Annotated in this window: 22 protein-coding genes; 17 read left to right on the forward strand and 5 right to left on the reverse strand. The window is 72.5% G+C overall.

Annotated features, from left to right (window positions below; translation table 11 throughout):
* Window positions 1-59 precede the first annotated feature (59 nt).
* The 5 genes from G7Z13_RS22385 to G7Z13_RS22405 all read left to right on the forward strand — a co-directional run bounded on the left by G7Z13_RS22385 (window position 60) and on the right by G7Z13_RS22405 (window position 4,430).
* A complete protein-coding gene (locus tag G7Z13_RS22385) occupies window positions 60-1,094 on the forward strand; it encodes a sugar kinase (RefSeq protein WP_277347412.1) in 1,035 nt (344 codons plus the stop codon).
* Window positions 1,091-1,852: an IclR family transcriptional regulator gene (locus G7Z13_RS22390; RefSeq protein WP_166002015.1), complete on the forward strand. Its 762-nt coding sequence runs from the start codon at window positions 1,091-1,093 to the stop codon at window positions 1,850-1,852. Before G7Z13_RS22385 ends, G7Z13_RS22390 begins: the two co-directional genes overlap by 4 nt.
* Entirely contained in the window at window positions 1,849-2,259 is a 411-nt protein-coding gene (locus G7Z13_RS22395) for a RidA family protein (protein WP_166002017.1), read from the forward strand. Before G7Z13_RS22390 ends, G7Z13_RS22395 begins: the two co-directional genes overlap by 4 nt.
* A 113-nt stretch (window positions 2,260-2,372) precedes the next feature.
* Window positions 2,373-3,815, forward strand: coding sequence for a gluconate:H+ symporter (locus G7Z13_RS22400; protein WP_166002019.1), 1,443 nt, complete (start codon window positions 2,373-2,375; stop codon window positions 3,813-3,815).
* Between the two features lie 63 nt (window positions 3,816-3,878).
* Window positions 3,879-4,430 (forward strand): hypothetical protein, encoded by a 552-nt coding sequence (locus G7Z13_RS22405; RefSeq protein WP_166002020.1) that lies wholly within the window; start codon window positions 3,879-3,881, stop codon window positions 4,428-4,430.
* On the opposite strand, the gene G7Z13_RS22410 is transcribed toward G7Z13_RS22405, so the two are convergent.
* Window positions 4,427-5,779, reverse strand: coding sequence for a M14 family metallopeptidase (locus tag G7Z13_RS22410; protein ID WP_166002022.1), 1,353 nt, complete (start codon window positions 5,777-5,779; stop codon window positions 4,427-4,429). The two genes, G7Z13_RS22405 and G7Z13_RS22410, sit on opposite strands and share 4 nt — an antisense overlap.
* A gap of 350 nt (window positions 5,780-6,129) precedes the next feature.
* Between G7Z13_RS22410 and G7Z13_RS22415 the strand changes: the two genes are divergently transcribed.
* The 4 genes from G7Z13_RS22415 (at window position 6,130) to G7Z13_RS22430 (ending at window position 11,416) form a co-directional block, all read left to right on the forward strand.
* Window positions 6,130-8,451, forward strand: a complete 2,322-nt coding sequence (locus G7Z13_RS22415; protein ID WP_166002024.1) for a LuxR C-terminal-related transcriptional regulator — start codon at window positions 6,130-6,132, stop codon at window positions 8,449-8,451.
* A 61-nt stretch (window positions 8,452-8,512) separates the two neighbouring features.
* The gene (locus tag G7Z13_RS22420; RefSeq protein ID WP_166002026.1) at window positions 8,513-9,430 is read left to right on the forward strand and encodes an MEDS domain-containing protein; all 918 of its coding nucleotides are present in this window, start codon (window positions 8,513-8,515) and stop codon (window positions 9,428-9,430) included.
* 158 nt (window positions 9,431-9,588) lie between these two features.
* Entirely contained in the window at window positions 9,589-10,011 is a 423-nt protein-coding gene (locus tag G7Z13_RS22425; RefSeq protein ID WP_166005207.1) for an ATP-binding protein, read from the forward strand.
* Between the two features lie 85 nt (window positions 10,012-10,096).
* Window positions 10,097-11,416 (forward strand): Nramp family divalent metal transporter, encoded by a 1,320-nt coding sequence (locus G7Z13_RS22430; protein WP_166002028.1) that lies wholly within the window; start codon window positions 10,097-10,099, stop codon window positions 11,414-11,416.
* A gap of 1 nt (window position 11,417) precedes the next feature.
* On the opposite strand, the gene G7Z13_RS33795 is transcribed toward G7Z13_RS22430, so the two are convergent.
* From G7Z13_RS33795 to G7Z13_RS22450, 4 genes are all read right to left on the reverse strand, one after another.
* Window positions 11,418-11,684 (reverse strand): hypothetical protein, encoded by a 267-nt coding sequence (locus tag G7Z13_RS33795; RefSeq protein ID WP_240926316.1) that lies wholly within the window; start codon window positions 11,682-11,684, stop codon window positions 11,418-11,420.
* Between the two features lie 216 nt (window positions 11,685-11,900).
* On the reverse strand, window positions 11,901-13,196 hold the full coding sequence (locus G7Z13_RS22440) for a hypothetical protein (protein ID WP_166002030.1): 1,296 nt from the start codon (window positions 13,194-13,196) through the stop codon (window positions 11,901-11,903).
* A 58-nt stretch (window positions 13,197-13,254) separates the two neighbouring features.
* Entirely contained in the window at window positions 13,255-13,749 is a 495-nt protein-coding gene (locus tag G7Z13_RS22445) for a SigE family RNA polymerase sigma factor (protein WP_166002031.1), read from the reverse strand.
* A 249-nt stretch (window positions 13,750-13,998) separates the two neighbouring features.
* Window positions 13,999-15,681, reverse strand: coding sequence for a glycoside hydrolase family 18 protein (locus G7Z13_RS22450; protein ID WP_240926525.1), 1,683 nt, complete (start codon window positions 15,679-15,681; stop codon window positions 13,999-14,001).
* A 463-nt stretch (window positions 15,682-16,144) separates the two neighbouring features.
* On the opposite strand from G7Z13_RS22450, the gene G7Z13_RS33800 reads away from it, so the two are divergent.
* The 8 genes from G7Z13_RS33800 to G7Z13_RS22495 all read left to right on the forward strand — a co-directional run bounded on the left by G7Z13_RS33800 (window position 16,145) and on the right by G7Z13_RS22495 (window position 23,278).
* A complete protein-coding gene (locus tag G7Z13_RS33800) occupies window positions 16,145-17,155 on the forward strand; it encodes a hypothetical protein (protein ID WP_240926317.1) in 1,011 nt (336 codons plus the stop codon).
* 54 nt (window positions 17,156-17,209) lie between these two features.
* Window positions 17,210-17,917 carry a Flp pilus assembly protein CpaB gene (gene cpaB, locus G7Z13_RS22465; protein ID WP_166002032.1) on the forward strand — a complete coding sequence of 236 codons (708 nt, stop codon included), beginning with the start codon at window positions 17,210-17,212 and terminating at the stop codon, window positions 17,915-17,917.
* Between the two features lie 7 nt (window positions 17,918-17,924).
* Window positions 17,925-19,178 carry an AAA family ATPase gene (locus tag G7Z13_RS22470; RefSeq protein ID WP_166002033.1) on the forward strand — a complete coding sequence of 418 codons (1,254 nt, stop codon included), beginning with the start codon at window positions 17,925-17,927 and terminating at the stop codon, window positions 19,176-19,178.
* Window positions 19,179-19,207: 29 nt separating this feature from the next.
* Window positions 19,208-19,603: a TadE/TadG family type IV pilus assembly protein gene (locus G7Z13_RS22475; protein ID WP_166002034.1), complete on the forward strand. Its 396-nt coding sequence runs from the start codon at window positions 19,208-19,210 to the stop codon at window positions 19,601-19,603.
* Window position 19,604: 1 nt separating this feature from the next.
* Window positions 19,605-19,976: a TadE/TadG family type IV pilus assembly protein gene (locus tag G7Z13_RS22480; RefSeq protein WP_166002035.1), complete on the forward strand. Its 372-nt coding sequence runs from the start codon at window positions 19,605-19,607 to the stop codon at window positions 19,974-19,976.
* 23 nt (window positions 19,977-19,999) lie between these two features.
* Window positions 20,000-21,337 (forward strand): CpaF family protein, encoded by a 1,338-nt coding sequence (locus G7Z13_RS22485; protein ID WP_166002036.1) that lies wholly within the window; start codon window positions 20,000-20,002, stop codon window positions 21,335-21,337.
* A 4-nt stretch (window positions 21,338-21,341) separates the two neighbouring features.
* Window positions 21,342-22,286 carry a type II secretion system F family protein gene (locus G7Z13_RS22490; RefSeq protein WP_166002037.1) on the forward strand — a complete coding sequence of 315 codons (945 nt, stop codon included), beginning with the start codon at window positions 21,342-21,344 and terminating at the stop codon, window positions 22,284-22,286.
* Between the two features lie 104 nt (window positions 22,287-22,390).
* Window positions 22,391-23,278 carry a DUF5936 domain-containing protein gene (locus G7Z13_RS22495; RefSeq protein WP_166002038.1) on the forward strand — a complete coding sequence of 296 codons (888 nt, stop codon included), beginning with the start codon at window positions 22,391-22,393 and terminating at the stop codon, window positions 23,276-23,278.
* Window positions 23,279-23,299: the final 21 nt, after the last annotated feature.

Raw genomic sequence — 23,299 nt, forward strand, 5'->3', positions numbered from 1 at the left:
GAACGCGGGGTCAACGGATCCGCCACCGCCCTGAGCGACACCGAGGAGCTACGACGATCGTGACCACCGACGGACTGTGCAACGCCCCCGGCGTCGTGGACGTCGTCGCGCTCGGCGAGTCCATGGTCACCTTCCTGCCCTCCCGCCCCGGCCGTCTCGCCGACGTGCCGTCCTTCGACCGGGCCATCGGCGGCGCCGAGTCCAACGTGGCCTGCATGCTGGCCGCCGCCGGACACTCCGCCCGGTGGGTCAGCCGGGTCGGCGCCGACGGGTTCGGCGACCACCTGGTCGAGACGATCGGCGCGTACGGCGTCGACGTGACCTCCGTACGCCGCGACCCCGCGCGCCCGACCGGCGTGTACTTCCGCACCGCGGGCGACCGCGCCACCGACGCCCACGAGGTGGCCTACTACCGGGCCGGATCGGCGGCGTCCGCGATGTCCGTGACCGGCGTCGACCTGAGCGCCGTACGGGCCGGGCGGATCCTGCACCTGTCCGGCATCACCGCGGCGCTCTCCGACGGCTGCCGCGAGCTGCTGCGCACACTCACCGCGCCCCGCCCCGGCCGACCCCTCGTCTCCTTCGACGTCAACCACCGCCCCGGCCTGTGGCCGCACCCCGGCGGGCCCGCCCTGCTGAAAGACCTCGCCCGCCGCGCCGACCTCGTCTTCGTCGGCGAGGACGAGGCCTGGGGACTGACCGGCCCCGAGGAGATCCGCGCCGCGCTGCCCGAACCCGAGGTGCTCGTCGTCAAGCAGGGCCCGGCGGGCGCCACCGCGTTCCACGGACCCCACGCCACCTTCGTCCCCGCCCTCACCGTGGACGTCGTCGCCGCCGTGGGCGCCGGAGACGCCTTCGCCGCCGGGTTCCTCTCCGCCACCCTGCGCGGACTGCCCCCGCGGGACCGCCTGCGCCACGGCCACCTGTGGGCCGCCGCCGCCCTCACCGCCCCCGGCGACCTCGCCGCACCCCCCGCCCGCGACCACGCCGACCGGCTCGCCGCCCTCGACGACACCGCGTGGGGGAGACTTCGACTCGGCCCCGGCTGGACAGCCGGCACCCAGGGGGCCGAGGAGGAGGTACGTACGCCATGAGCCAGACCGTCGACCGCGCGCTGAGCATCCTGCCGCTGCTCGCCGAGGGACCCGCCGACCTCGGACAGGTCGCCGACCGCCTCGGCGTGCACAAGTCCACCGCCCTCAGGCTGCTGCGCACCCTGAACGAGCACGGCTTCGTCTACCGCCAGTCCGACCAGCGCTACCGGCTCGGCGCCCGGCTGTTCGCCCTCGCCCAGGAGGCGATGGAGAACCTGGACATCCGCGAGATCGCCCACCCGCACCTCGTCCGCCTCAACGAACAGTGCGGGCACACCGTGCACCTCGCGGTGTACGAGGACGACGAGGTCCTCTACATCGACAAGGTGGAGAGCCGCTACCCGGTCCGCATGTACTCGCGGATCGGCAAACCGGTCGCCATCACCGTCGCCGCCGTCGCCAAGCTGCTCCTCGCCGACCTGCCCGAACCCGAGCGGCGCGCGGTCGCGGAGAAGCTCGACTACCCCCTGTACACGGCCCGTTCGACGCCGAACGCCGAGGCCTTCCTCGCGGAGCTGGCCAAGGTGCGCGAACAGGGCTGGGCCACCGACCTCGGCGGCCACGAGGAGTCCATCAACTGCGTCGCCGCGCCCGTCCGCGGCGCCGACGGCCGGGTCGTCGCCGCCATGTCGGTCTCCGCGCCGAACGTCGTCGTCACCGCCGACGAACTCCTCACCCTGCTCCCGCTGGTGCGCCGTACGGCGGAGGACATCAGCGGCGAGTACTCCGGAAGAACGCCAGTAAGGGACCCCGCATGACGGACAAGACCGCACTCACCCCCAAGACCCACACCACCCCGCCCGCGAGGTTCTCGCACGGCGTCAGGAAGGGCAACATCCTCCAGGTCGCCGGCCAGGTCGGCTTCCTCCCCGCCGAGGAGGGCAAGCCCCCGACGCCCGCCGGCCCCACCCTGCGCGAGCAGACCCTCCAGACCCTCGCCAACGTCAAGTCCGTCCTTGAGGAGGGCGGCGCGAGCTGGGACGACGTGTTGATGATCCGCGTCTACCTCACGGACGTGGACCACTTCGCCGAGATGAACGAGATCTACAACGCCTACTTCGAGGATCAGGGCCTCACCCAGCCCCCGGCCGCCCGCACGACGGTCTACGTCGGCCTGCCCGCCGGCCTGCTCATCGAGATCGACGCGCTCGCCGTCCTCGGCTGACCCCTCCTCACCACCCGCACGCCGCACACGGCATGGTGTCCGCGCGTCCGCGGACGCCATGCCGCGATCCCCCCTGCCCGAAAGCAGTATGTACTTATCCAGAGGACCCCCTGATGTCCCCTTCGTCCCCGCCCCACACCGGCGGCCTCCTGCTGCTCATCGACGGCACCGCCGGGCTGCTCACCGTCGCCGCCCTCGGCATCGCCCTGCTGCTGTTCCTCATCATCAAGGCGCGCCTGCAGCCGTTCGTTGCCCTGCTCGCCGTCTCCATAGCCGTCGGCCTGCTGGCCGGCCTGTCCGTCACCGAACTCTTCGGCACCGTCCAGCGCTCCGACGCCGTCTCCACCATCGAGTCCGGCATGGGCGGCATCCTCGGCCACGTCGCCATCATCATCGGCCTGGGCACCATGCTCGGCGCGATCCTCGAAGTCAGCGGCGGCGCCGAGGTGCTGGCCTCCCGGCTGCTGCACCTCTTCGGCGAGAAGCGCGCCCCGCTCGCCATGGGCCTGACCGGTCTCGTCTTCGGCATCCCGGTCTTCTTCGACGTCGGCATCTTCGTGCTCGCGCCGCTCGTCTACGCCGCCGCCAAGCGAAGCGGCAAGTCGATCCTGCTCTACTGCCTCCCGCTGCTCGCCGGCCTGTCCATGACCCACGCCTTCCTGCCCCCGCACCCCGGCCCCGTCGCCGCCGCCGGGCTGCTCCACGTGGACCTCGGCTGGGTCATCCTCATGGGCGTCGTCTGCGGCATCCCCGCCGTCCTGGCCGCCTGGGCGTTCTCCGCGTGGATCGGCCGCCGCATCTTCGTGCCCGTCCCGCAGGACATGGTGGAGGCCGCGGAGGAGGCCAGGCGCGCGGTGCTCGCCGAGCGGGCCGCACCCCGCGAACAGCCGGTCGCCCTCGGTACGGTCCTCGCCATCATCGGCACGCCGCTGATCCTGATTCTCGCCGCCACCTTCTCCTCGATCGCGCTCAGTCCCTCCACGCTCCGCTCGGTGATCGAGTTCTTCGGCCACCCCTTCGTGGCCCTCACCCTCGCCCTGCTCCTCGCGTACTACGTCCTCGGCATCCGCCGCGGCTGGTCCCGCAAGTCGCTGGAGACCGTGTCCACGTCCTCGCTGAAGCCGGTCGGCAACATCCTGCTCGTGGTCGGCGCGGGCGGCGTCTTCGGCGCCGTCCTCAAGGCGAGCGGGGTCGCCCAGGCCCTCTCGGACACCTTCGACGACGTCGGCCTGCCGGTGATCGCGCTGTCGTACCTGCTCTCCCTGGTGCTGCGCGTCGCCCAGGGCTCGGCCACCGTCGCCATCGTCACCACGGCCGGCATCGTCGCCCCGCTGCTCGCCGGCGGCGACCACTCCCAGGCCTTCGTCGCCCTGGTCATCATGGCCATCTCCACCGGGTCCATCTTCGCCTCGCACGTCAACGACGGCGGCTTCTGGATCGTCGCCAAGTACTTCGGGATCAGCGAGCGGGACACCCTGAGGACGTGGACCGTGCTGGAGTCGGTGCTGTCGCTGGCCGGGTTCGCGGTGGCGGCGGTGCTCAGCCTCTTCGTGTAGGAAGACGGCCCCGCCGAACAGCCTGGCTGTCGCCCGCACAGCTCCGTCGTCCATACTTCCGCCGTGGAGCAGCGCATAGGACCCAGCATTCAGCCCCTGCAAGGCGCCGCGGCGGACCCGGCGTTCGTCCCCGGCATCACGGGCCCGCGCCCCGACGAGCCGGCACAGACGGCGACCGTCGCAGCGGAGGAGACGGCCGAGGCCGCGGCGGGGGAGGACACCGCCGAGAAGGCCGCCGTCGAAGCCGCCCCGGAAGCCGCCGAGGAGGTGACTGCCGAGGAGGTGACCGAGGAGGAACCCCCCGCCGACGGCCCCGTGTTCGAGGCCGCCGACCGGCGCGCCCGGATCGTCGCCGACGCCAGGGGCATCCGCCTCAGCCTCGACGAGGAGAGCTGCGACTTCCGCTGGGACGAGATCGGCGCGGTGGAGACCGAGACGGCCCGCTTCGGCAAGCGGTTCACCGTCACGGTGCACACCCCTGACCGGCGCTGGTACCCGATCGAGATCGAGGCGCCGGACAGGGCGCGCTTCGCGCAGTGGGAGTCACAGCTCGACGCGGTGCTGGACGCCTACTTCGAGGACGAGGCGCAGGAGAAGACGGACGAGGACGCCTAGCAGTACTGGGCTTCCTTGCCGATCGACCGGTACATGCAGTCCGCGTTCTCCAGCAGTTGCAGCACCGCGTCCCGGTTCCGTGAGGTCTCCCGCTCGATCACCTCGTCGGGCGGGTAGAACCCGCCTCCGGAGCTGGACCGCGGATACATCTCGAAGGTGTATCCGAAGATCTTGTGCGTGCCCCAGAGGTAGTCGTCGATCGACCCGTCGGTGATGTACAGGTCGCTGGACTGTTCCGGGGTGTAGCCGTTGCTGGCGGCCATCTTCTGCCCGACCGTGGCGAACGCGTTGCGGTCGTCGGCGGTCATGCCGGTGGTGGTGTCCGCGGTGGTGTAGCCGAACGGCCAGAGCACCAGCTCGCTGTAGGTGTGGAAGTCGATGCCCGCGGTGATCTGCTGCTTGCCGCCGACGACCCGGCTGCGCACGAAGTCCGCGACGACCTTGACCTCCTTGGCCGACTCGGGGGCCGAGCCGCGGTAGGTCTCGGAGGACGGCGAGCCGGAGGAGCCGCCGCAGCAGCCCCAGCGGTAGTTCCAGTTGCGGTTGAGGTCCGTACCGACGTACGACGAACCGGAGTTGGGCTGGCGGTTCTTGCGCCACGAGCGGTAGGAGCCGGAGGCGATGTCGTACTCGCCGCCGTCCGGGTTGAGGTCCGGGATGATCCAGATCTCGCGGCTGTTGACCAGGCCGGTGACGCGGGAGTCGGTGCCGTAGTCGCCGGTCAGCTCGCGCAGCAGGTAGAGCGCCATCTCGACGGTCAGGTGCTCGCGGGCGTGCTGGTGGTGGGTGAACAGCACCTCCGGCTCGGACTCGTCCGCGGAGACGTTGTCGCTGATCTTGATGGCGACGATGTTGCGCCCCTGGTACGAGGTGCCGATCGTGCGCTGGCTCGCGATGGACGGGTTCGCCGCGACGATCGAGTTGATCTCGGCCGTCATCTCCGCGTAGTTGTGGTAGCGCGAGTCGGCCGACGGGAAGTCGTAGAGCCGGATGTCGCCGGCCTTCGCCGAACGGTCCGGTACGGCGCCCAGCGCGGTGACGTCGTAGCCGAGCCGGCGCAGCTCGCGGATCTGGTCCGCGCGGCCGGAGACGACCACGCCGTGCCCGTGGACCTCGTCCACGGAGACGCCGGCCCGCTGCAACGCGGTGCGGTCCTCGGCCGTCGAGTGCAGATGGATCTCGTACTGGCGGATGTCGTCCGCCGAGGCGGCCGGTTTGGCCGCGCTGTCGGCGCTGGCGTCGCCCGCCGTCGCCGAGAGCGGAGCCGCGAGGGCGAGGGCGAGCAGACCGGCGAGCGCGGCGGCGCGTCTGCCGCCGCGGGCGCCCTGGCCGCGGATGCGGAGTCGCATGAAGTCTCCTTGTTTCTCCAGGGATTCCGGGGTCTCCGGAAGTGGGGAGTGGAGCTGGGGGTGGTTCTTCCGTGCGACGTACGACCTACTGGTGTGGGTGTGGCGCTCATGGTTCGCCCCATGGCATGAGCAGGTCAATAGCCGGTCCCGGGTGGATGTCCTGAACCAGGCGGAAAACGGCCGTGCAGTGTACGCGCGACGGCCCCCGCCGACGCCCGCCCCGGCAAAGTGCACCCGCGGGTGTGACCGATGCGTGCATATATGTGCCGACCGGGGAAGAGTGAAGGTCCGTGCACCGGGAGACACGGGACACCCGGCTCCCCGCTCACACCGCAGAGGACTGGCTGATCATGGGCGGATCAGCGCCGGGACGGGACGGCCGGCCGCCCGTCGAGACGACCAGCTTCGTCGACCGGCGCGACGAACAGGCCGAGGGCCGCGACCTGCTCGCCCGCGCCCGGCTCGTCACCCTGACCGGACCCGGCGGCGTCGGCAAGACCCGCCTCGCCGCCCGGATCGCGGCCCGCGTCGCCCGCGCCTTCCCCGACGGCGTGCGCTTCGTCCACCTCTCCGGCCTGCACGACCCCGCCCTCGTCCCGCTCGCCGCCGCCGACGCCCTCGGCCTGCACGACCACTCCGCCCAGCCCCCGCTCGACGCCCTGGTCGAACAGGTCCGCGACCGGCGGCTGCTGCTCGTCGTCGACAACTGCGAACACCTGCTCGCCGCCTGCGCCGAACTCGCCGCCGCCCTGCTGCGCCGCACCACCGGCGTCCGGATCCTCGCCACCAGCCGGCATCGCCTCGGCCTCACCGAGGAACACCTCATGGACGTACGGCCACTGCCCGTCCCCGACCCCGACGGCGACCTCTCCGCCGCCGACGCGAGCCCCGCCCTCACCCTCTTCGCCGACCGCGCCGCCGCCGTCGACCCCGGCTTCCGCCTCACCCCCGCCAACCGGGCCGCCGTCGCCCGCCTGTGCCACCGCCTCGACGGGCTGCCCCTCGCCATCGAACTCGCCGCCGTCCGCATGCGCGTCCTCAGCGTCGAACAGCTCCTGGCCCGCCTCGACGACCGCTACCGCCTGCTCAGCGCGGGCAGCCCCGCCGTCCTGCCCCGCCACCAGACCCTGCGCGCCGCCGTCGACTGGAGCCACGACCTGTGCACCGAGCGGGAACGACTGGTGTGGGCCCGCGCCGCCGTCCTGGCCGGCGGCTTCGACCTGGAGACCGCGGAGGCCGTCTGCGCGGACGGCGAGCGGGTGCGGGCCTGCGACGTCCTCGAAGCCGTCGCCGGACTCGTCGACAAGAGCGTGCTCAGCCGCGAACCCGGCCCCGACGGCGTCCGCTACCGCCTCCTCGACACCCTGCGCCACCACGGCCTGGAGAAGCTGCGCGCACTGCCCGGCGAGGAGGACGCCGCCCGCCGCCGCCAGCGCGACTGGATGCAGGAACGGGCCGCCGCCTGCGAACGCGCCTGGTTCGGGCCCGGCCAGCGCGAGACCGTCGCCCGGCTCCGCGCCGACCAGGACAACCTGCGCGCCGCCCTCGACTACAGCCTCACCGCCCCCGGCGAAGCCCTCGCCGGCCTCCGCCTGGCCGGCACCCTCTGGTTCTACTGGCACGCCTGCGGCGCCCCCCGCGAAGGCCGGTACTGGCTCGACCGCGCCCTCGACGCCCACCCCGGACCCACCCGCGAACGCGCCCGCGCCCTGTGGATCTCCGGCCTCCTCGCCGGCTGCCCCGAAGACCTCACCCGCGGCCGCCGCCGCGCCGAGGAGGCCGCCGCCCTCGCCCGCCGCCTCGGCGACGAGGCCGAAGCCGCGCACGCCGAGTACGTCATCGGCGTCATCCGGCTGTTCAGCGGCGACCTGCACGGCGCCCTCGACCACTTCCGGGCCGGCGTCGCCCGCGGCCCCGTCCCCGGCCGGCACCTCAGCATGGTCGGCCTCGACCGGGTCGAACTCGCCTGCGCCCTCAACTTCCTCGGCGAGGCCGACGAGGCCATCGCGGTCTGCGAGGAGACCCGCAGGCTGTGCGAGGCGCACGGCGAGGAATGGGTGCTGTCGTACGTGCTGCGCATGCTGGCCCTCGCCCACACCGTCAAACGGGACTGGCCGCGCGCCGAACGCCACGCCCGCGAGGCACTGCGCCGCAAACTCGCCGTCCACGACATCGTCGGCATGGGCCTCACCCTCGACCTGCTCGCCCAGATCGCCGCCCACGGCGGTACCCCCGAACGCGCGGCCGTGCTGCTCGGCGGCGCCGACCGGGTGTGGGCCGACGTCGACCGCGACCGCTGGGGCGCCGCCTGCCTGCAGACCAGCCGCCGCACCACCGAGGAGCGCGCCCGCGAGGGGGCCGGCGCCCAGGAGTACGAGCGCGCCTACCGGCGGGGCGCCGCCCTCGCCCTCACCGACCTGGTCGGCTACGCCCTGGAGGAGCACCGGCCGCCCGAGCCGGCCGAACCCGAACGCCCCCCGCAGGGCGTCCGCCTCACCCGCCGCGAGACCGAGGTCGCCGAACTCGTCGCCGAGGGACTCGCCAACCAGCAGATCGCCGACCGCCTGGTGATCGCCCGCCGCACCGCCGAAGGCCATGTCGAACGCATCCTCAGCAAGCTCGGCTTCAGCAACCGCAGCCAGATCGCCGCCTGGGTGACGGCCCAGCGCTGAAGCCGCCTTCCGAGCCGCCGTCCCGGCACCCGTGTCCGACCCACCCCCCTTTGGGAGACCCATGACCACCACCCGGCCAGCCACCCCGCCGGCCCCGTCCGGCGCCTTCGACCACCGCATCGCCGTCCACAGCACCGACGACGAGTTCCTGGCCCTCGCCCTGCCCTTCCTCGCCGAGGGCCTCGCCGCCCCCGACGAGCCCCCGCCGGTCGCCATCACCGCCCCCGCCAAGCTGGACCTGCTGCGCGCCGCGCTCGGCCCCGAGGACGGGCGGCGCGTCGTCACCGTCCCGCACACCGACTGGTACACCGGCTCCGCCGCCAACGCCATCGCGCGCGCCGCCGCCCACCTCGCCGCCCACGCCGGCCCCGGCGGCCGTATCCACCTCCTCATGGAACCGGACTGGGCGGGACGCGCCGGCCGCTCCGCCCGCGAGTCCGCCGAGTGGATCCGCTACGAGGCCCTGGCCAACGTCCTGTTCGCCCCGTACGCCACCACCGCCATGTGCGTCTACGACACCCGCACCGCGGGCCCCGCCGTCATCGCCGCCGCCCGCCGCGCCCACCCCGACACCGAGGTGTACGCCGACCCGCTGCTGGTCGCCGCCGAACTGGACGCCGTACCCCTGCCGCCCGCGCCCCGCGACGCGCACCGGCTGACCACGCCGGACCCGCACGCCGTCCGCGCCTGGGCGGTCGACCGGGGCCTGGCCGCCGCCGCGGCCGACCTGTTCGCGACGGCGGTCGCGGAGGCCGCCGTGGACCCGGTCACCCGCGTACTGCTGTGGGGCGAGGCGCCGTCCTGCGTGTGCGAACTGCGCACCACCCGCCGCCTCGACGACCCGCTCGCGGGCTTCGTCCCCCCGCCCACCGCCGAGGTACGGCCCGGCCAGGGCCTGTGGTTCGCCCGCCAGGTCTGCGCGTACGTCGACATCCGCCACGACGCCGACGGGGCCTCGGTCCGCCTCCAGTACGCGTAGGGGCGCACCGGGTACCGTGCCGCCACGCAGGTATGGAATCGGGTAGTCCTCCCCGTGTGGCGGACCGGTCCCCGGGACAACCTGAACCCATGCCGCCACCCTCCGGGCGTCTCCTCCCGGCCCCTCACCCCCAGTACGGCGCGTACCCGCAGCCCCCTATGGGCGCGGGCCACGCGAGCACCGAATACGACCCCCGCCCCTCCGCGGTCGGCCAGGCCCGCGCGGAGGTCCGCCGGCAGCTGGAGGGCTGGGGGCTCGCCGAGCGCGACGACCTGGAGGACCTGGTGGCCACCGCCGAACTCCTCGTCAGCGAGCTGGCCACCAACGCCGTCGTGCACGCCGCGAGCCGCTTCCGGCTGACCCTGTCCGCCGCCCACGGCGTGCTGCGCTGCGAGGTCACGGACGCCGGCCGCCGGGTGCCGCAGGTGCTCCAGGCGGGCACCTCCGAGAGCGGCCGCGGGATGTTCCTGGTGGACGCGCTCGCCCGCCGCTGGGGCTGCCACCAGGACGGGCAGGGCAAGACCGTGTGGTTCGAGCTCGGCACCTGCGCCTGCGACGGCTGCGGACGGCGCCGGCCGTAGCACGGCGTACGCCAGGACCACTCGTTCTGTGGAGATCCCGCCCGCCCTCTTGCCGCGCGGCCGTTGATCGGCTTACTTGGCCAGCATGGCGGACACCACGGGAAACACCACGGAACCACAGGTCGGCGGCACTGACTCCCCAACTCGCAAATCCAGTTGGAAGTACATCGGCCCCGGGATCGTCGTGGCCGCGACGGGCGTGGGCGCCGGCGACCTGGTCGCGACGCTCATCGCCGGCAGCAACTTCGGCTACACGCTCCTGTGGGCCGCGGTCGTCGGCTGCCTGGTGAAGATCTCACTGGCCGAGGCGGCGGGCCGCTGGCACCTCTCCACCGGCCGCACCCTCTTCGACGGCTGGGCCAGCCTGGGCCGCTGGACCACGTACTTCTTCGCCGTCTACCTGGTGATCTGGGGCTTCGTCTACGGCGCGGCGGCCATGTCGTCCAGTGCGCTGCCGCTCCAGGCGCTGTTCCCCGGCGTGATGGACCTGAAGTGGTGGGCGGTGGCCTGCGGCCTGGTCGGGCTGGTCTTCGTCTGGTTCAACAAGTACGCGGTGTTCGAGAAGGTCATGACGGTCCTGGTCGGCGTCATGTTCGTCGTGACGGTCTACCTGGCCATCAGGGTCACCCCGAACCTGGGAGAGGCCTTCGCCGGCCTGCTCCCCGTGCTGCCCGACGAGCAGGACTCCATCCTCAACACCCTCGGCCTGATCGGCGGCGTGGGCGGCACGATCACCCTCGCGGCCTACGGCTACTGGGTCAACGCCAAGGGCTGGACCGACACGGGCTGGATGAAGGTCATGCGGCTGGACAACCGCGTCGCCTACGCGACCACGGGCGTCTTCGTGGTCGCCATGCTCTTCGTCGGCGCGGAACTGCTCCACTCCGCGAACGTGGCCATCGCGAGCGGCGACAAGGGCCTGATCCAGCTCGGCGACATCCTTGACGAGAAGTACGGCACGGCGACGGCGAAGTTCTTCCTCATCGGCTTCTTCGCCACGTCCTTCACGTCCCTGATCGGCGTCTGGCACGGCGTGAGCCTGATGTTCGCCGACTTCGTCGCCCGTTACCGCAAGGACGACGCCGCCAAGGCCGAGGCGGTGGCCTCCGGCACCCGCGAACGCTCCTGGCCCTTCCGCGCGTACCTGTTGTGGCTGACCTTCCCCCCGGTCGTCCTGCTCTTCCAGGGCCAGCCCTTCCGCCTCATCATCCTCTACGGCGTCCTCGGCGCGGCCTTCCTCCCCTTCCTGGCCGGCACCCTCCTGTGGCTCCTCAACTCCTCCCGCACCCCCCGCGAATGGCGCAACAGCTGGCTCAGCAACGGCATGCTCACCCTGGCCGGCCTGCTGTTCCTGATCCTGTGCGTGAAACAGATCTGGGACCAGCCGTGGTCGGAGTTCTTCTAGGTCAGCCCATCGGGCGGTAGTACCCGAGCACCGCCGGCAACCGGGCGAACCACTCCTGCATCCTCCCGCTGGGCCTCGCCTCGACCACGCACTCGTAGAACACTCCGTCCAGGTGGACGACGCCCATCATGAGGTGCCTGCCGGAGGGGCCGGGCCGGTAGTGGACGCTACGGATCTCCTGCCAGGGGAACTCCGCCGAAACGCCGTTGACCTCGAAGGCCACGCCCGCGGCGTCGACGACGACCGAGTTGCGTCGGTCCACCGCCATGAACTCCGGCTCCGGCGGGACCGCTTGAGGCGGCGGCGGGGCGTGGCACGCCGGGGGTGGACCGAACCCCTGAGGAGGCGGACCGAACCCCTGCGGGGGCGGACCGAACCCCTGCGGGGGCGGCCCGAAGCCTTGCGGCGGCTGCGTGGTCATCGTCGGCGGTCCCGGGGAAGGTGGTGAGGCCCATGAGAATAACCGGCCGCCGCGGAGTGGGCCTCAGGACAGCGTGCGCCACGTCGGGTCGAGAGCGATCTCCCGCAGTTCCCCGATAGTGAGAGCGGGAGTCTCGCGGGTCGCGGCCGCGTGTTGGGCGCCGGAGTTGAAGGCGCTGATCACGACCCGGCGGCCGTCGGGTCGCATGGTGTCGACCGTCCACATGACGACCCCCTCGCCGCCCTTCTCACCGGGTCCCTGCCGGACGGTGACCTTGGTGCCGTCGGCCAGGGTCTCGGCGTCCGCGCCGTACAACTGGTCGGCGACGTCCCGCATGTCCGGCTGCACGTTGATCTGCACGAGGCTTCGGCCCTCGCCGTCGTCCACGACGACGTACGCGTACTCGGTCTCCTGGCCGCCCTGCGACACGACCTCCACGTCCTTCGGCAGCAGCCGGACGAGCGTGTCGCGGATGTCCGCGCCGTCCGCGGCCGGGGGCGCGCTGGTGGCCGCGGACGTCGGCTTCTGCGCGCCCTTCGGCCCCTCGGGGCTCTTGGGGATGGAGTCCGCGACGGCACGCCACTCGGGCGCCGTGGCGATCTCCTCCAACTGCAACGGGCCAAGCGGCGGTTCCGGCCGGGTGACCGGCGCGTCCTTCTCCGCCGCCGCGTTCCACTCGGCCACGCTGACGTGCCGGCCTTCGGGGGTGACCAGCTCCGCGTGCCAGCGCTTGGTGTCCACGCGCCGGTCCGGATACTCGTACCCCTGGAGGATCAGCAGCATGGAGCCGTCGGGGAGGCGGCTGGTCCGGCAGGCGTCGTACGGGACCAGGAGCTTGTCCGGGCATGTGGTCAACTGACGGGCTGTCCCGCTGCCCGGCTCCAGCCGGTCCACGGTGACGGTGACGGCGCCGGGGCCCCGGCCGTCGTCGAACACGGCCCGCACGTACGGCGGTGGTCCCTCATGCGTGCCCTGCCCGGCCGTGTCGCTGACCTTCCCCTCGGGGAGCAGCGACTTCAGCGTGGCGATCATCTTCTCCCCGGTCACGGCTCCGCCCGCGGTGGTGCTCGCCGTGGCGGAGGCGGACGCGTTGCCCTCCCGGCCGACGGAAGCCTGTCCACCCGCACCGCCGCTCCCGCTCCCCGGCAGGAGCAGCGTGGCGCCCACGCCCACGCCCACGAGCGCGAGGCTCGCCGTCCCGCCGAACACCGCGGCCCGGCGGCGCACCCTCATACGGCGTCCGCGCGCCTGGCCCGCGGAGACCAGGGCGGGGCGGTCGGTGTCGAAGCTGTCACCGGTCTCGCGCAGGGCGGCGCCGAGCCGGCTCTCGAAGGGGTCCTGCGTGGGTTCCACGGGCATGGCGAACCACCGTTTCTGCGAGTCGTGGGGTGAGCGAGGTGTCCGTCGGGCGTGGGGCTCAGGTCGCGGCGTACTCGGCCAGGTCCTCGCCGAGCAGTTCCCGCAGCCGTGCGAGAGCGCGCACGCACCGGGTGCGTACGGAGGCGTTGCTGACGTGCAGCACGTCGGCGGTCTCCTGGACGCTGCGGTCCTCCCAGTAGCGCAGCACGACGACGGCGCGGTCCTTGACGGGCAGCCGGGCCAGCGCCTCCAGCAGGGTCAGCCGCAGCGGAGCGTCACCCGCACCGGTATCGGCCCGCTCGGGCAGCACGTCGGTCGCCCGCTCGGTACTGCTGCGCCGCCGCTTCTGCGCGAGAAAGGTCCGCGTGAGCACGGTCTGCGCGTACGCGGCGGGGTTCCCGGCCCGGCTGACCCGGTGCCAGCTGACGTACAGCCGCCCCAGGGTCTCCTGCACCAGGTCCTCGGCCTGATGCGTGTCCCCGGCGGTCAGCAGACAGGCGGACCGGTACAGATGTCCGGCCCGCGCCCCCGCGAACTCCGCGTACTCGTCCACCCGGCTCTGCCCCCTCCGCCGTCCCCGCCTCTGGTGTGGTGCTCTCACTGCTTCGATGCGGTGGGGCAGGGAAATGTTTCACACGAGACTCAGGGGAGGTCGTACTGCCGGCTCTCATGGAGGGGTGGCCGGGTTGTCGGCGATGTCGACCAGGTCTTCGGTTGTGTCCCCCCGTACTCGTGTTCACAAAGATCGCATGGGCCGTTCACGGAGAGCAAACGGCCCACGCGGTCGTCGTCGGTGGAATGGCTACGGCAGCGCGTGCACGTGGGGGCCGACCGCGTTGGACCAGGCGTTGCCCGCCGTGGCGTCCCAGTTGGTGGACCAGGTCATCGCGCCCCGCAGGTCGGGGTAGGTCCGTGACGGCTTGAAGGAACCGCAGTTCGTGCCCTTCGTGAGGCAGTCCAGGGCGCTGTTGACGACCGACGGGGAGACGTAGCCGCCGCCCGCCGCCCGGGTCGAGGCGGGGAGGCCGAGGCCCACCTGGGACGGGGCCAGGCCGCCCTCCAGCTGGATGCAGGCCAGGGCGGTGAGGAAGTCGACCGTGCCCTGGCTGTAGACCTTGCCGTCGCAGCCCAGCATGGAACCGCTGTTGTAGTACTGCATGTTGACGACCGTGAGGATGTCCTTCACGTTCAGCGCGGTCTGGAAGTAGGAGTTCGACGTCGACTGCATGTCGATGGTCTGCGGCGCCATCGTGAGGATCATCGACGGGCCCGCCTTCGCGGACAGCGCCCGCAGCGCCTGCGTCATGTACGTCGCGTTGAGGCCGTTCTCCAGGTCGATGTCGACGCCGTCGAAGCCGTACTCCCGCATCAGCGCGTACACCGAGTTGGCGAAGTTCGTCGCGGACGCCGCGTCGTTGACCGTGACCGTGCCGCGCTCGCCGCCCACCGAGATGATGACCTTCTTGCCGGCCGCCTGCTTGGCCCGGATGTCGGCCTTGAACTGGTCCACGGTGTAGCCGCCGAGGCCGGCCGAGTCCAGGGTGAAGGTGACGGCGCCCGGAGTGCCGGTCGCGTCCGCGAAGGCCACCGCGATGATGTCGTACTGGGACGGGACGTCCGACAGCTTCTGCACGGCCGCGCCGTTGTTGAAGTTCTGCCAGTAGCCGGTCACCACGTGCTTCGGGAGCGCGGGTCCGTTCCCGCCGCCGGAGGGCGCCGTGGTCGCCGTCACCGTGGTCGACTTCGGCGACTCGCCCGCCGCGTTCGTCGCCGTGACCTGGAAGGAGTACGACGTGGCGGCGGCGAGGCCGGTCACCGTCGCCGACGTGCCGGTCACCGCCGTGGCCTTGGTGCCGTTGCGGTAGACGGTGTAGCCGGTCGCGCCCGACACCGTGTTCCAGGTGAGGGAGACGGACGAGGAGGTCGTGCCGGAGACCCGGAGGCCGCCGGGGGCGCCCGGGATCGTCGGGGCCGGGTCGCCGCCTCCGCCGCCGTCGGGGCCGTGGACGGAGATGTCGTCCGCGTAGTACGCGGCCTGGCCGTACCAGCCGTGGGTGTACACCGTCACCGAGGTGGTCGAGGCCCCGGTCGTGAACGTCGTCCTCAGTTCCTTCCACGTCGTGGAGTCGGGGGTCCAGGTCGAGACGTCCGTCGTGCCGGTGCCGGTCGCGCCCAGGTAGGCGTAGCCGCCCTGGACCCACGCGCTCAGCGTGTACGTCGAGTTGGGCTTCACGGCCACCGTCTGCGTACAGCGGGCGTTGTCCTGTCCGGCGGGCGTGGCCTTCAGCGCGGCCGCGCCGCCGTGCACGGGGGAGGAGACGGCCGTACCGCTGCCGGCCGAGCAGGTCCAGTCGGCCAGGCCCGACTCGAATCCGGCGTTCCTGACGTTGTTGACGTCGGCCGCGGACGCCTCGGTGGCCGTCAGGAGGGAGAACGGCAGGGCGAGGCCGAGGGCGGCGGTGACGGCGCCGGACCAGAGGCGGATGCCGCGGTCACGGCGGATGCCGCGGCTACGGCTGGTGCGGCGGATACCGCGGTCGTCGCGCGGGGAATGCGCGGGGCCGATGCGGGATGACCGCCTGCCGCGTCTGCGTACGAGGTCCACTGGGGCCTCCGGTGGGGAGTGGGGGTCGTTCGGGACGACGGTGGCCACCGCTGGGCTCAAAGTTGGTCCAGACCAATTGGGTTGTCAAGAGGGGCGGATCAAGACGGGCGTCAGCGCGGCGGGCCGGCCGGGTCACCCGAAGGGGGACGCTCCACGCCGGCGCGTGCACAGCCTGCCCCGGTTTGACGCGACTTGCGCGAAGGCAGTTGTTTCCGAGCTACCCAAACGCTGTTCTCCGGTCACAGAGCCGTGGATACAGTGCTGAGGTAGTCACGCAATGAAGTCACCTCGGTGTGCCGGAGTAACGCCGGCGGACCGACCGGCGTGAGACGGGGAGCTGCGCGTGCCAACTGCCATTGCCGTGACCAGCGCCGACCTGGCGCTGCCACCGCAGGACCAGCGGACCCTGCCCGCCGTCGTCCTCGGCGACCTGGACCGGCGCCCGCTGGAGCAGGTCCTCACCGAGGTCACCGGCCTGCTGGAGACCCACGGTCATCTCGTCGTCGTCTACTCCTCCGCCGTCCCCGCCGCCGTCGAACGCAGGCTGTACACCGTCCGCTCCCTGCTGGAGAGCGACCGGATCGCCCTGTTCAGACCGGATCTGCCGCCGCTCGGCGTCGCCGTCCTCGCCCGGCAGCTGCGCCAGCTCGCCTCCTGCGACCTCGGCCCCGGCGTCCTCGCCTCCGCGGGCCGGCTGCTCACCCACTACGTCCACGCCGGCGCCCTGCTCGGCTCGGTCGCCCGCCTCGACCGCGTCCCCGTCGACCTCAAGGCGCACGCCAAGTCCTGGCTGCCGGGCAGTCAGTTCGCCGTCGTCGCGCACCCGCAGCCGCAGCTCGTCCGGCTCGGCGGACCGGGCGGCCACGGCCGGCAGAACGGCACGGGCCGGCAGAGCGGCACCGGCGGGCCCAGCGGCACCGGCCGACACATCGGGGGCGCCGGCCGGCAGACGGGCGCCGGCCGGCAGACGGGCGCCGGCCGGCAGGGCGCGCCCGGTCAGCCGGATGGGCCGGAGGCCGCCCTCACCGGACCCGAGTTCGCCACCTGGATGCTCACCGCCAAGGGCCAGCTCCCATCCGACTGGGTCACCTCCACCCTCGCTCCGGCCTGGCAGGTGCAGGGGATGCGCGAGACACCGCTGCCCGCGGAGTCCGCCGTCTGGTGGGGGACCGGGAAGCTGGTCGAGTTCTGCTCCTACCTGCCCGACCTGTCCGTCCTCTACCAGCTGGTCGGCTCGGTCCGGCAGGGCGTCTGCCACTGGTGCGGCATCGACGTCATCGGCGACCGCTGTGTCTTCTGCTCCGCCACCGCGCCGCCCCCGCCCGCCCAGCACCACCGGCTCACCGCCGGATAGGGCACAGCGCCCGAGAAGCCCCGACCGCCACCCCCCGATGAGGTTGCCCGCTTCATGAACTCCCGTCAGCGCCGCGGCGTGATACTGCTGCTCCTGTCCGTCCTGTGCGCCCTCGGCGCGTTCGCGGGCGTCCTGTCCGTCGTCAACGACGCGAAGTCCAAGGTCGGCCCCGAGGTCACCGCCTACCGGCTCCGGCAGAGGATCGAGCCGTACACCCCGCTGACCGCCGGGCAGTTCGAGAAGATCGCGATGCCCGAGCGCTGGCTGTCGCCCAACGCGGTCCGCGACCTGTCGGAGATCCGCGGCAAGATCGCCGTCACCACCCTCCAGAAGGGCTCCCTGCTCCAGACCGACATGATCGTCGCGCGACCCGCCCTGCGCCCCGGCGAGCAGGAGGTCGCCATCATGATCGACGCGGCGACCGGCGTCGCCGGGAAGATCACCGCGGGCGCCCGGGTCAACGTCTACGCCACCTTCGAGGGCGAGCGGGAAGGCGACCCGGACCAGTCGAAGATCATCGTCACCGACGCCCGGGTCCTCGACGTCGGTGAGCTGACCGCCCTGCGACCGGACGAGGACGACCGCGGCCGCGAGCCCACCGACGCCGTGCCCATCACCTTCGCCCTGTCCGCCCTCGACGCCCAGCGCCTCACCTACGCCGAGTCCTTCGCCGAGCGGGTCCGGCTCGCCCTGGTCGCGCCCGGCGGTGACTCCACGGTCCCCGAGAAGGACCGGACGTACGAACTCGCGAAGGACAAGTGAGACCCGCATGCCCACGAGGATCCTGCCGGCGGTCGGCGACGCGGACGCGGCCCGCTCCGTCACCACCCTGCTCAGCCAGCTCCCGGACGCCGAGCCGGTGGCCCCGGTGACGGACTCCACCCAGCTCGTCGACACCCTCGCCCGGCTCGCCGCCGACTCCGTCGACGAACTCCCCGAGGTCGTGGTCGTGCACGAGCGGATCGGCCCCGTCCCCGCCCTCGAACTGATCCGCGAGGTCGCCCTGCGCTTCCCCGCGGTCGGCGTCATCCTCGTCACCTCCGACGCGAGCCCCGGCCTCTTCCAGGCCGCCATGGACTCCGGCGCCCGCGGCCTGGTCACCCTCCCGCTCGGCTACGAGGAACTCGCCAGCCGGGTGCAGGCGGTCTCGCAGTGGTCGGTCGGCGTCCGCCGCCATCTCGGGCACGGCGGGGACGTGTTCACCGGCGCCGGCGGCACCGTCGTCACCGTCAGCGGCGCCAAGGGCGGCGTCGGCACCACGGTCACCGCCATCCAGCTGGCCCTTGCCGCCCAGGCCTCCGGCCGCGCCACCGCCCTCGTCGACCTGGACCTCCAGACCGGCGACATCGCCTCCTACCTCGACGTCCAGTTCCGCCGCTCGGTCGTCGACCTCGCCGCCATCACCGACATCTCGCCGCGCGTCCTCGCCGACGCCGTCTTCCGCCACGACACCGGCCTCGCCCTGCTGCTCGCCCCCGGCGAGGGCGAACGCGGCGAGGAGGTCACCGACCGCGCCGCCCGCCAGGTCGTCAGCGCCCTGCGCTCCCGCTACGAGACGGTCGTCATCGACTGCGGCGCCCAGCTCACCGGCGCCGGCGCCGCCGCCGTCGAGATGGCCGACACCGCGCTGCTGGTCACCACCCCGGACGTGGTCGCCGTCCGCGGCGCCAAACGCGTGGTGCGCATGTGGGACCGGCTGCAGATCCGCAAGGCCGAGGAGACCACCGTCGTCGTCAACCGCCACACGCGCGCGACGGAGATCCAGCCGGCTCTCATCCGCAAGATCACCGGTACGGCGGTGGCGGCCACCACCGTCCCCGCCCACTTCAAGGAACTCCAGGCCGCCGTCGACGCGGGCCGCCTGCACGAACTGGACAACCGCGGCACGGTCAAACAGGCCCTGTGGGCCCTCGCGGGCGAACTCGGCCTGGTGAAACCGGCGGCGGACCGCCGGGCGGGCGGACGGCCGCGCGGCGACCGGGGATCGGTGAGCTTCCGCAGGCGCAGGGACTCGGGGGGATGAGCATGCGGCGCGCTCGGACACGCGAACGGATGCGCGGACGGATACGTGAGCGGATGCGCGAGCGGGACAGCGGCCAGGTCACGATCGAGTTCCTCGGGATGACCCCGCTGATCCTCATCACGCTGGTCCTGCTGTGGCAGTTCGTGCTCCTGGGATACACCTACGTGCTCGCGGGTAACGCTGCCGACGAGGCGGTACGGGCCGCCACGGCGGCGGCGCCGGGCGAACGCCAGGGCGTCTGCGAGACGGCGGGCCGGGACAAGCTGCCGGGAGCCTGGGAGGGGGGCGCGAGCGTGGAGTGCGCGGGCGCGGGCTATGTCACGGCCCACGTGACGCTGAGGGTGCCGGTCCTCTTCCCCGGCGCGGTCGGCTTCCCCTTCGAGGTACGCGGCCAGGCGGGCGCCGTCGAGGAGGAACGGGACTGACATGCCGTACGACGGGAAGCCACGCGATCGCGGCCAGGTCGCCCTCGAATACCTCGGGTTCATCCCGGTCCTCGTCCTCGTCGCCCTGGCCGGCGTCCAGCTCGGGCTGATCGCGTACGCCGCCCAGCAGGCCGGCACGGCGGCCAGGGCCGGCGCGCGGGCCGCCTCCCTCGACCTGAGCGCCCAGGACGGCTGCGCGCAGGCGGTCAGCGGCTGGCTGGCCGACGGCACCGCGTGCGGGGAGGCACGGGGAGCCGACGAGGTGACCGTCACCGCCACCGTCGAGATCCCCTCCGTCGTCTTCGGCTGGGACTTCGACCCCGCCCGGAAGTCCGCCACCATGCCGCTCGACTCGACCACCGACGAAGACTGACGCGGGAACCGGGAGCACCGACCATGAGCCTGCGCGCACGCATCAACTCGCCCGAGGAACACGGCAGCCGGGGCGAGGACGGCCACCTCGTCGCCTCCTACCGCGCCAAGCTGCTGGAGGAGATCGACCTCGCCGAGATGAGCGCGCTGGCCGCCGCCGAGCGCCGGGCGCGCCTGGAGCGGGTGCTCGGGCACATCATCAGCCGCGAGGGCCCCGTACTGTCCACGGTGGAGCGGTCGCAGCTGATCCGCCGGGTGGTCGACGAGGCCCTCGGCCTCGGCATCCTCGAACCCCTCCTCGAAGACGCCTCGATCACCGAGATCATGGTCAACGGCCCCGACGCGATTTTCGTCGAACGCGGCGGCCGGGTGGAACAACTCCCGCTGCGTTTCGCCTCGAACGACCAGCTGATGCAGACGATCGAGCGGATCGTGTCCACCGTGAACCGGCGGGTCGACGAGTCCAACCCCATGGTCGACGCCCGCCTGCCCTCCGGCGAACGCGTCAACGTCATCATCCCCCCGCTCTCCCTGACCGGCCCGACCCTCACCATCCGCCGCTTCCCGCGCTCCTTCACCCTCCACGAGCTGATCGGCTTCGGCTCCCTCGACGAGCACATGCTCTACCTGCTGGCGGGCCTGGTGCAGGCCCGGTTCAACATCATCGTCTCGGGCGCCACCGGCACCGGGAAGACGACCCTGCTCAACGCCCTCTCCGGCCTCATCCCCGAGACCGAGCGGATCATCACCATCGAGGACTCCGCCGAACTCCAGCTCCAGCAGCAGCACGTCATCCGCCTGGAGTCGCGCCCGCCGAACGTCGAGGGCAAGGGCCAGGTCACCATCCGCGACCTGGTCCGCAACTCGCTGCGGATGCGCCCCGACCGGATCGTCGTCGGCGAGGTGCGCGGCGGGGAGTCCCTGGACATGCTCCAGGCCATGTCCACCGGCCACGACGGATCGCTGGCGACCGTCCACGCCAACAGCGCCGAGGACGCCCTGATGCGGCTGCAGACCCTCGCCTCCATGTCGGACGTCGAGGTGCCCTTCGTGGCGCTCCACGACCAGATCAACAGCGCCGTCGACGTCGTCGTCCAGCTCACCCGCTTCGCCGACGGCGCGCGCCGCGTCACCGAGATCGCCGTCCTCGACAGCCACGGCGGGGAGCCGTACCGCCTGGCCACCGTCGCCCGCTTCGACGCCCGGCCGATGACGCCCGACGGCCGGGTCCACGGCGCGTTCCGGTACTTCCCGTTGCCCCGCCGCACCGCCGACCGCCTGTACATGGCGAGCCAGCCCGTCCCGCAGGCCTTCGGCGTCGCCCACACCGAGGACCAGCTCGCCACCCGGACGTGGAACTGAGGACATGGAACTGAATACCCTCGTTGCCCTGACGACCGGCGTCGCCCTGCTGACCTGCGTCCTCGCGGTCGCCGGCGTCCACGCCTACGCCTCGGGCCGGGCCCAGCGCCAGGCCCTGGTCGACCGCCTCACGGCAGCCGGCCAGGTCCCGTCCACCGGCCGCCGGCGCCGCTTCCGCACCCTCGACCGCCGCCTGCGCCGTACGGCGTTCGGCCGGCGCCTGGAACTGCGGCTCGCGGCGACCGGCCTGGACGTCACACCCGGCGAGTTCTTCGCCGCGATGCTCGCCACCGTCGCGGGCCTGTGGCTGATCGGCCAGGCCACCCTCGCGCCGTTCTTCGGCCCCATCGCGGGCCTGACCGGCGTCTGGGCGGCGACTCAGTTCCTCAACTGGCAGCGCCAGAAGCGCATCGAGCGGTTCATCAACCAGCTTCCCGAACTGGCCCGCATCCTCGCCAACGCCACCCACGCCGGGCTCGCGCTGCGTACGGCCATCGGCATGGCGGCGGAGGAGCTGGAGGCCCCGGCGGGCGAGGAACTGGCCAAGGTGGCGAACCAGCTGGCGGTCGGCGCGTCCATGGACGACGCGCTCGGCGAACTCGCCGAACGGCTCCCGTCCCGCGAACTCGGGGTCCTCGTGACGACGCTGGTGCTCGCCAACCGCGCGGGCGGCCAGCTCGTCGGCGCGCTGCGCAACCTGACCGAGACGCTGGAGGAGCGCAAGGAGACCCGGCGGGAGATCCGCACCCAGCTCTCCCAGGTGAACATGACCTCGTACGCCGTCCCGGTCATGGGCATCGGCTCCCTCTTCCTGATGAACGGCGTGAAGGACGGCGCCCTGGACCGGATGACCGGCTCACCGGTCGGCCAGGCCTGCGTGATCATCGCGTTCGCGCTCTACGCGGTCGGTTTCGTCCTGATCCGCCGGATGTCCCGGATCGACGTCTGACGGCGCCAAAGGACACTCATGGACCGGGTGATCCGCAGACTGCACGGACTTCGGGGAGTTCCCGGAAGTCAAGGAACCGCAGGAGAGGAAAGGGGGTCCGAATCATGGCATTACTGCTGGCTCTGCTGATGGGCGTGGCCGTCTGGGGCGTCTTCGCCGGCATCCGCATGTACCGCGCGGACGCCAAACTGCCCACCGACCTGGCGCTCGCCCTGGAGGTCGGCGCCACCCGCACCGGCGCGGTCGACTCGCTCGTCGACCGCCTCGGCATGCGCTACGCGCCCGCCGTCCTGCGCCTCATGGGCCCCCGGCAGGTCGCGAAGTACCGCCGCAAGATCGACCTCGCGGGCAACCCGGGCGGCCTGACCATCGACCGCTACGCCGCCCGCCGTGCCGTCTACGGCGCGCTGGGCGCCGTGGGCGGACTGGTCTTCCTGCTCCAGGGCAACGTCCTCATGACCGTGCTCCTGCTCGCCTTCGGCGCGTTCTGGACCGAGGTCGGGATCTGGTCGGCGATCCGGGTCCGGCGGGACGTCATCGAGCGCACCCTGCCGGACTTCCTCGACGTCCTCGCCGTCGTGGTCAGCGCGGGCCTCGGCTTCCGCCAGGCCCTGGACCGCGTGGCGTCGCGCTACGAGGGCCCCTGGGCGGACGAGATCCGCATCACCCTCCGCCAGATGGACCTCGGCATGAGCCGCCGCCAGGCCTTCGCGGAACTGCGCCGGCGCAACGACTCCGAACAGGTCGCCATGTTCGTGACCGCGCTCCAGCAGGGCGAGGAACTGGGCGCCCCGATCGTCGACACGCTCGTCGCCCTCGCCAAGGACATGCGGCGCACCGACGCCCAGAACGCCCGCCGCAAGGCGGCCCGCGCCGTCCCCAAGGCCACCATGATGATCACCACGTTCATGGTCCCGGCGACGATGCTGCTGCTGGGCGCGGGCCTGCTGCTGGGATCCGGGACGGACTTCGGCACGATCACGGGTGAGTGAGCGGTGGCGACGATGTCGACG

The sequence above is a fragment of the Streptomyces sp. JB150 genome (assembly GCF_011193355.1).
GTDB lineage: Bacteria > Actinomycetota > Actinomycetes > Streptomycetales > Streptomycetaceae > Streptomyces.

Excerpts from the sequence above, each read along its gene's own strand:
- G7Z13_RS22480 (WP_166002035.1), top strand. The coding sequence starts at position 19,605 with ATGCCGTACGACGGGAAGCCACGCGATCGCGGCCAGGTCGCCCTCGAA.
- G7Z13_RS22390 (WP_166002015.1), top strand. The coding sequence starts at position 1,091 with ATGAGCCAGACCGTCGACCGCGCGCTGAGCATCCTGCCGCTGCTCGCC.
- G7Z13_RS22475 (WP_166002034.1), top strand. The coding sequence starts at position 19,208 with ATGCGCGGACGGATACGTGAGCGGATGCGCGAGCGGGACAGCGGCCAG.
- G7Z13_RS22425 (WP_166005207.1), top strand. The coding sequence starts at position 9,589 with ATGGGCGCGGGCCACGCGAGCACCGAATACGACCCCCGCCCCTCCGCG.
- G7Z13_RS22420 (WP_166002026.1), top strand. The coding sequence starts at position 8,513 with ATGACCACCACCCGGCCAGCCACCCCGCCGGCCCCGTCCGGCGCCTTC.
- cpaB (WP_166002032.1), top strand. The coding sequence starts at position 17,210 with ATGAACTCCCGTCAGCGCCGCGGCGTGATACTGCTGCTCCTGTCCGTC.
- G7Z13_RS22440 (WP_166002030.1), bottom strand. The coding sequence starts at position 13,196 with ATGCCCGTGGAACCCACGCAGGACCCCTTCGAGAGCCGGCTCGGCGCC.
- G7Z13_RS22410 (WP_166002022.1), bottom strand. The coding sequence starts at position 5,779 with ATGCGACTCCGCATCCGCGGCCAGGGCGCCCGCGGCGGCAGACGCGCC.
- G7Z13_RS22430 (WP_166002028.1), top strand. The coding sequence starts at position 10,097 with ATGGCGGACACCACGGGAAACACCACGGAACCACAGGTCGGCGGCACT.
- G7Z13_RS22470 (WP_166002033.1), top strand. The coding sequence starts at position 17,925 with ATGCCCACGAGGATCCTGCCGGCGGTCGGCGACGCGGACGCGGCCCGC.
- G7Z13_RS22415 (WP_166002024.1), top strand. The coding sequence starts at position 6,130 with ATGGGCGGATCAGCGCCGGGACGGGACGGCCGGCCGCCCGTCGAGACG.
- G7Z13_RS22400 (WP_166002019.1), top strand. The coding sequence starts at position 2,373 with ATGTCCCCTTCGTCCCCGCCCCACACCGGCGGCCTCCTGCTGCTCATC.
- G7Z13_RS33795 (WP_240926316.1), bottom strand. The coding sequence starts at position 11,684 with ATGGCGGTGGACCGACGCAACTCGGTCGTCGTCGACGCCGCGGGCGTG.
- G7Z13_RS22485 (WP_166002036.1), top strand. The coding sequence starts at position 20,000 with ATGAGCCTGCGCGCACGCATCAACTCGCCCGAGGAACACGGCAGCCGG.
- G7Z13_RS22395 (WP_166002017.1), top strand. The coding sequence starts at position 1,849 with ATGACGGACAAGACCGCACTCACCCCCAAGACCCACACCACCCCGCCC.
- G7Z13_RS22490 (WP_166002037.1), top strand. The coding sequence starts at position 21,342 with ATGGAACTGAATACCCTCGTTGCCCTGACGACCGGCGTCGCCCTGCTG.
- G7Z13_RS22495 (WP_166002038.1), top strand. The coding sequence starts at position 22,391 with ATGGCATTACTGCTGGCTCTGCTGATGGGCGTGGCCGTCTGGGGCGTC.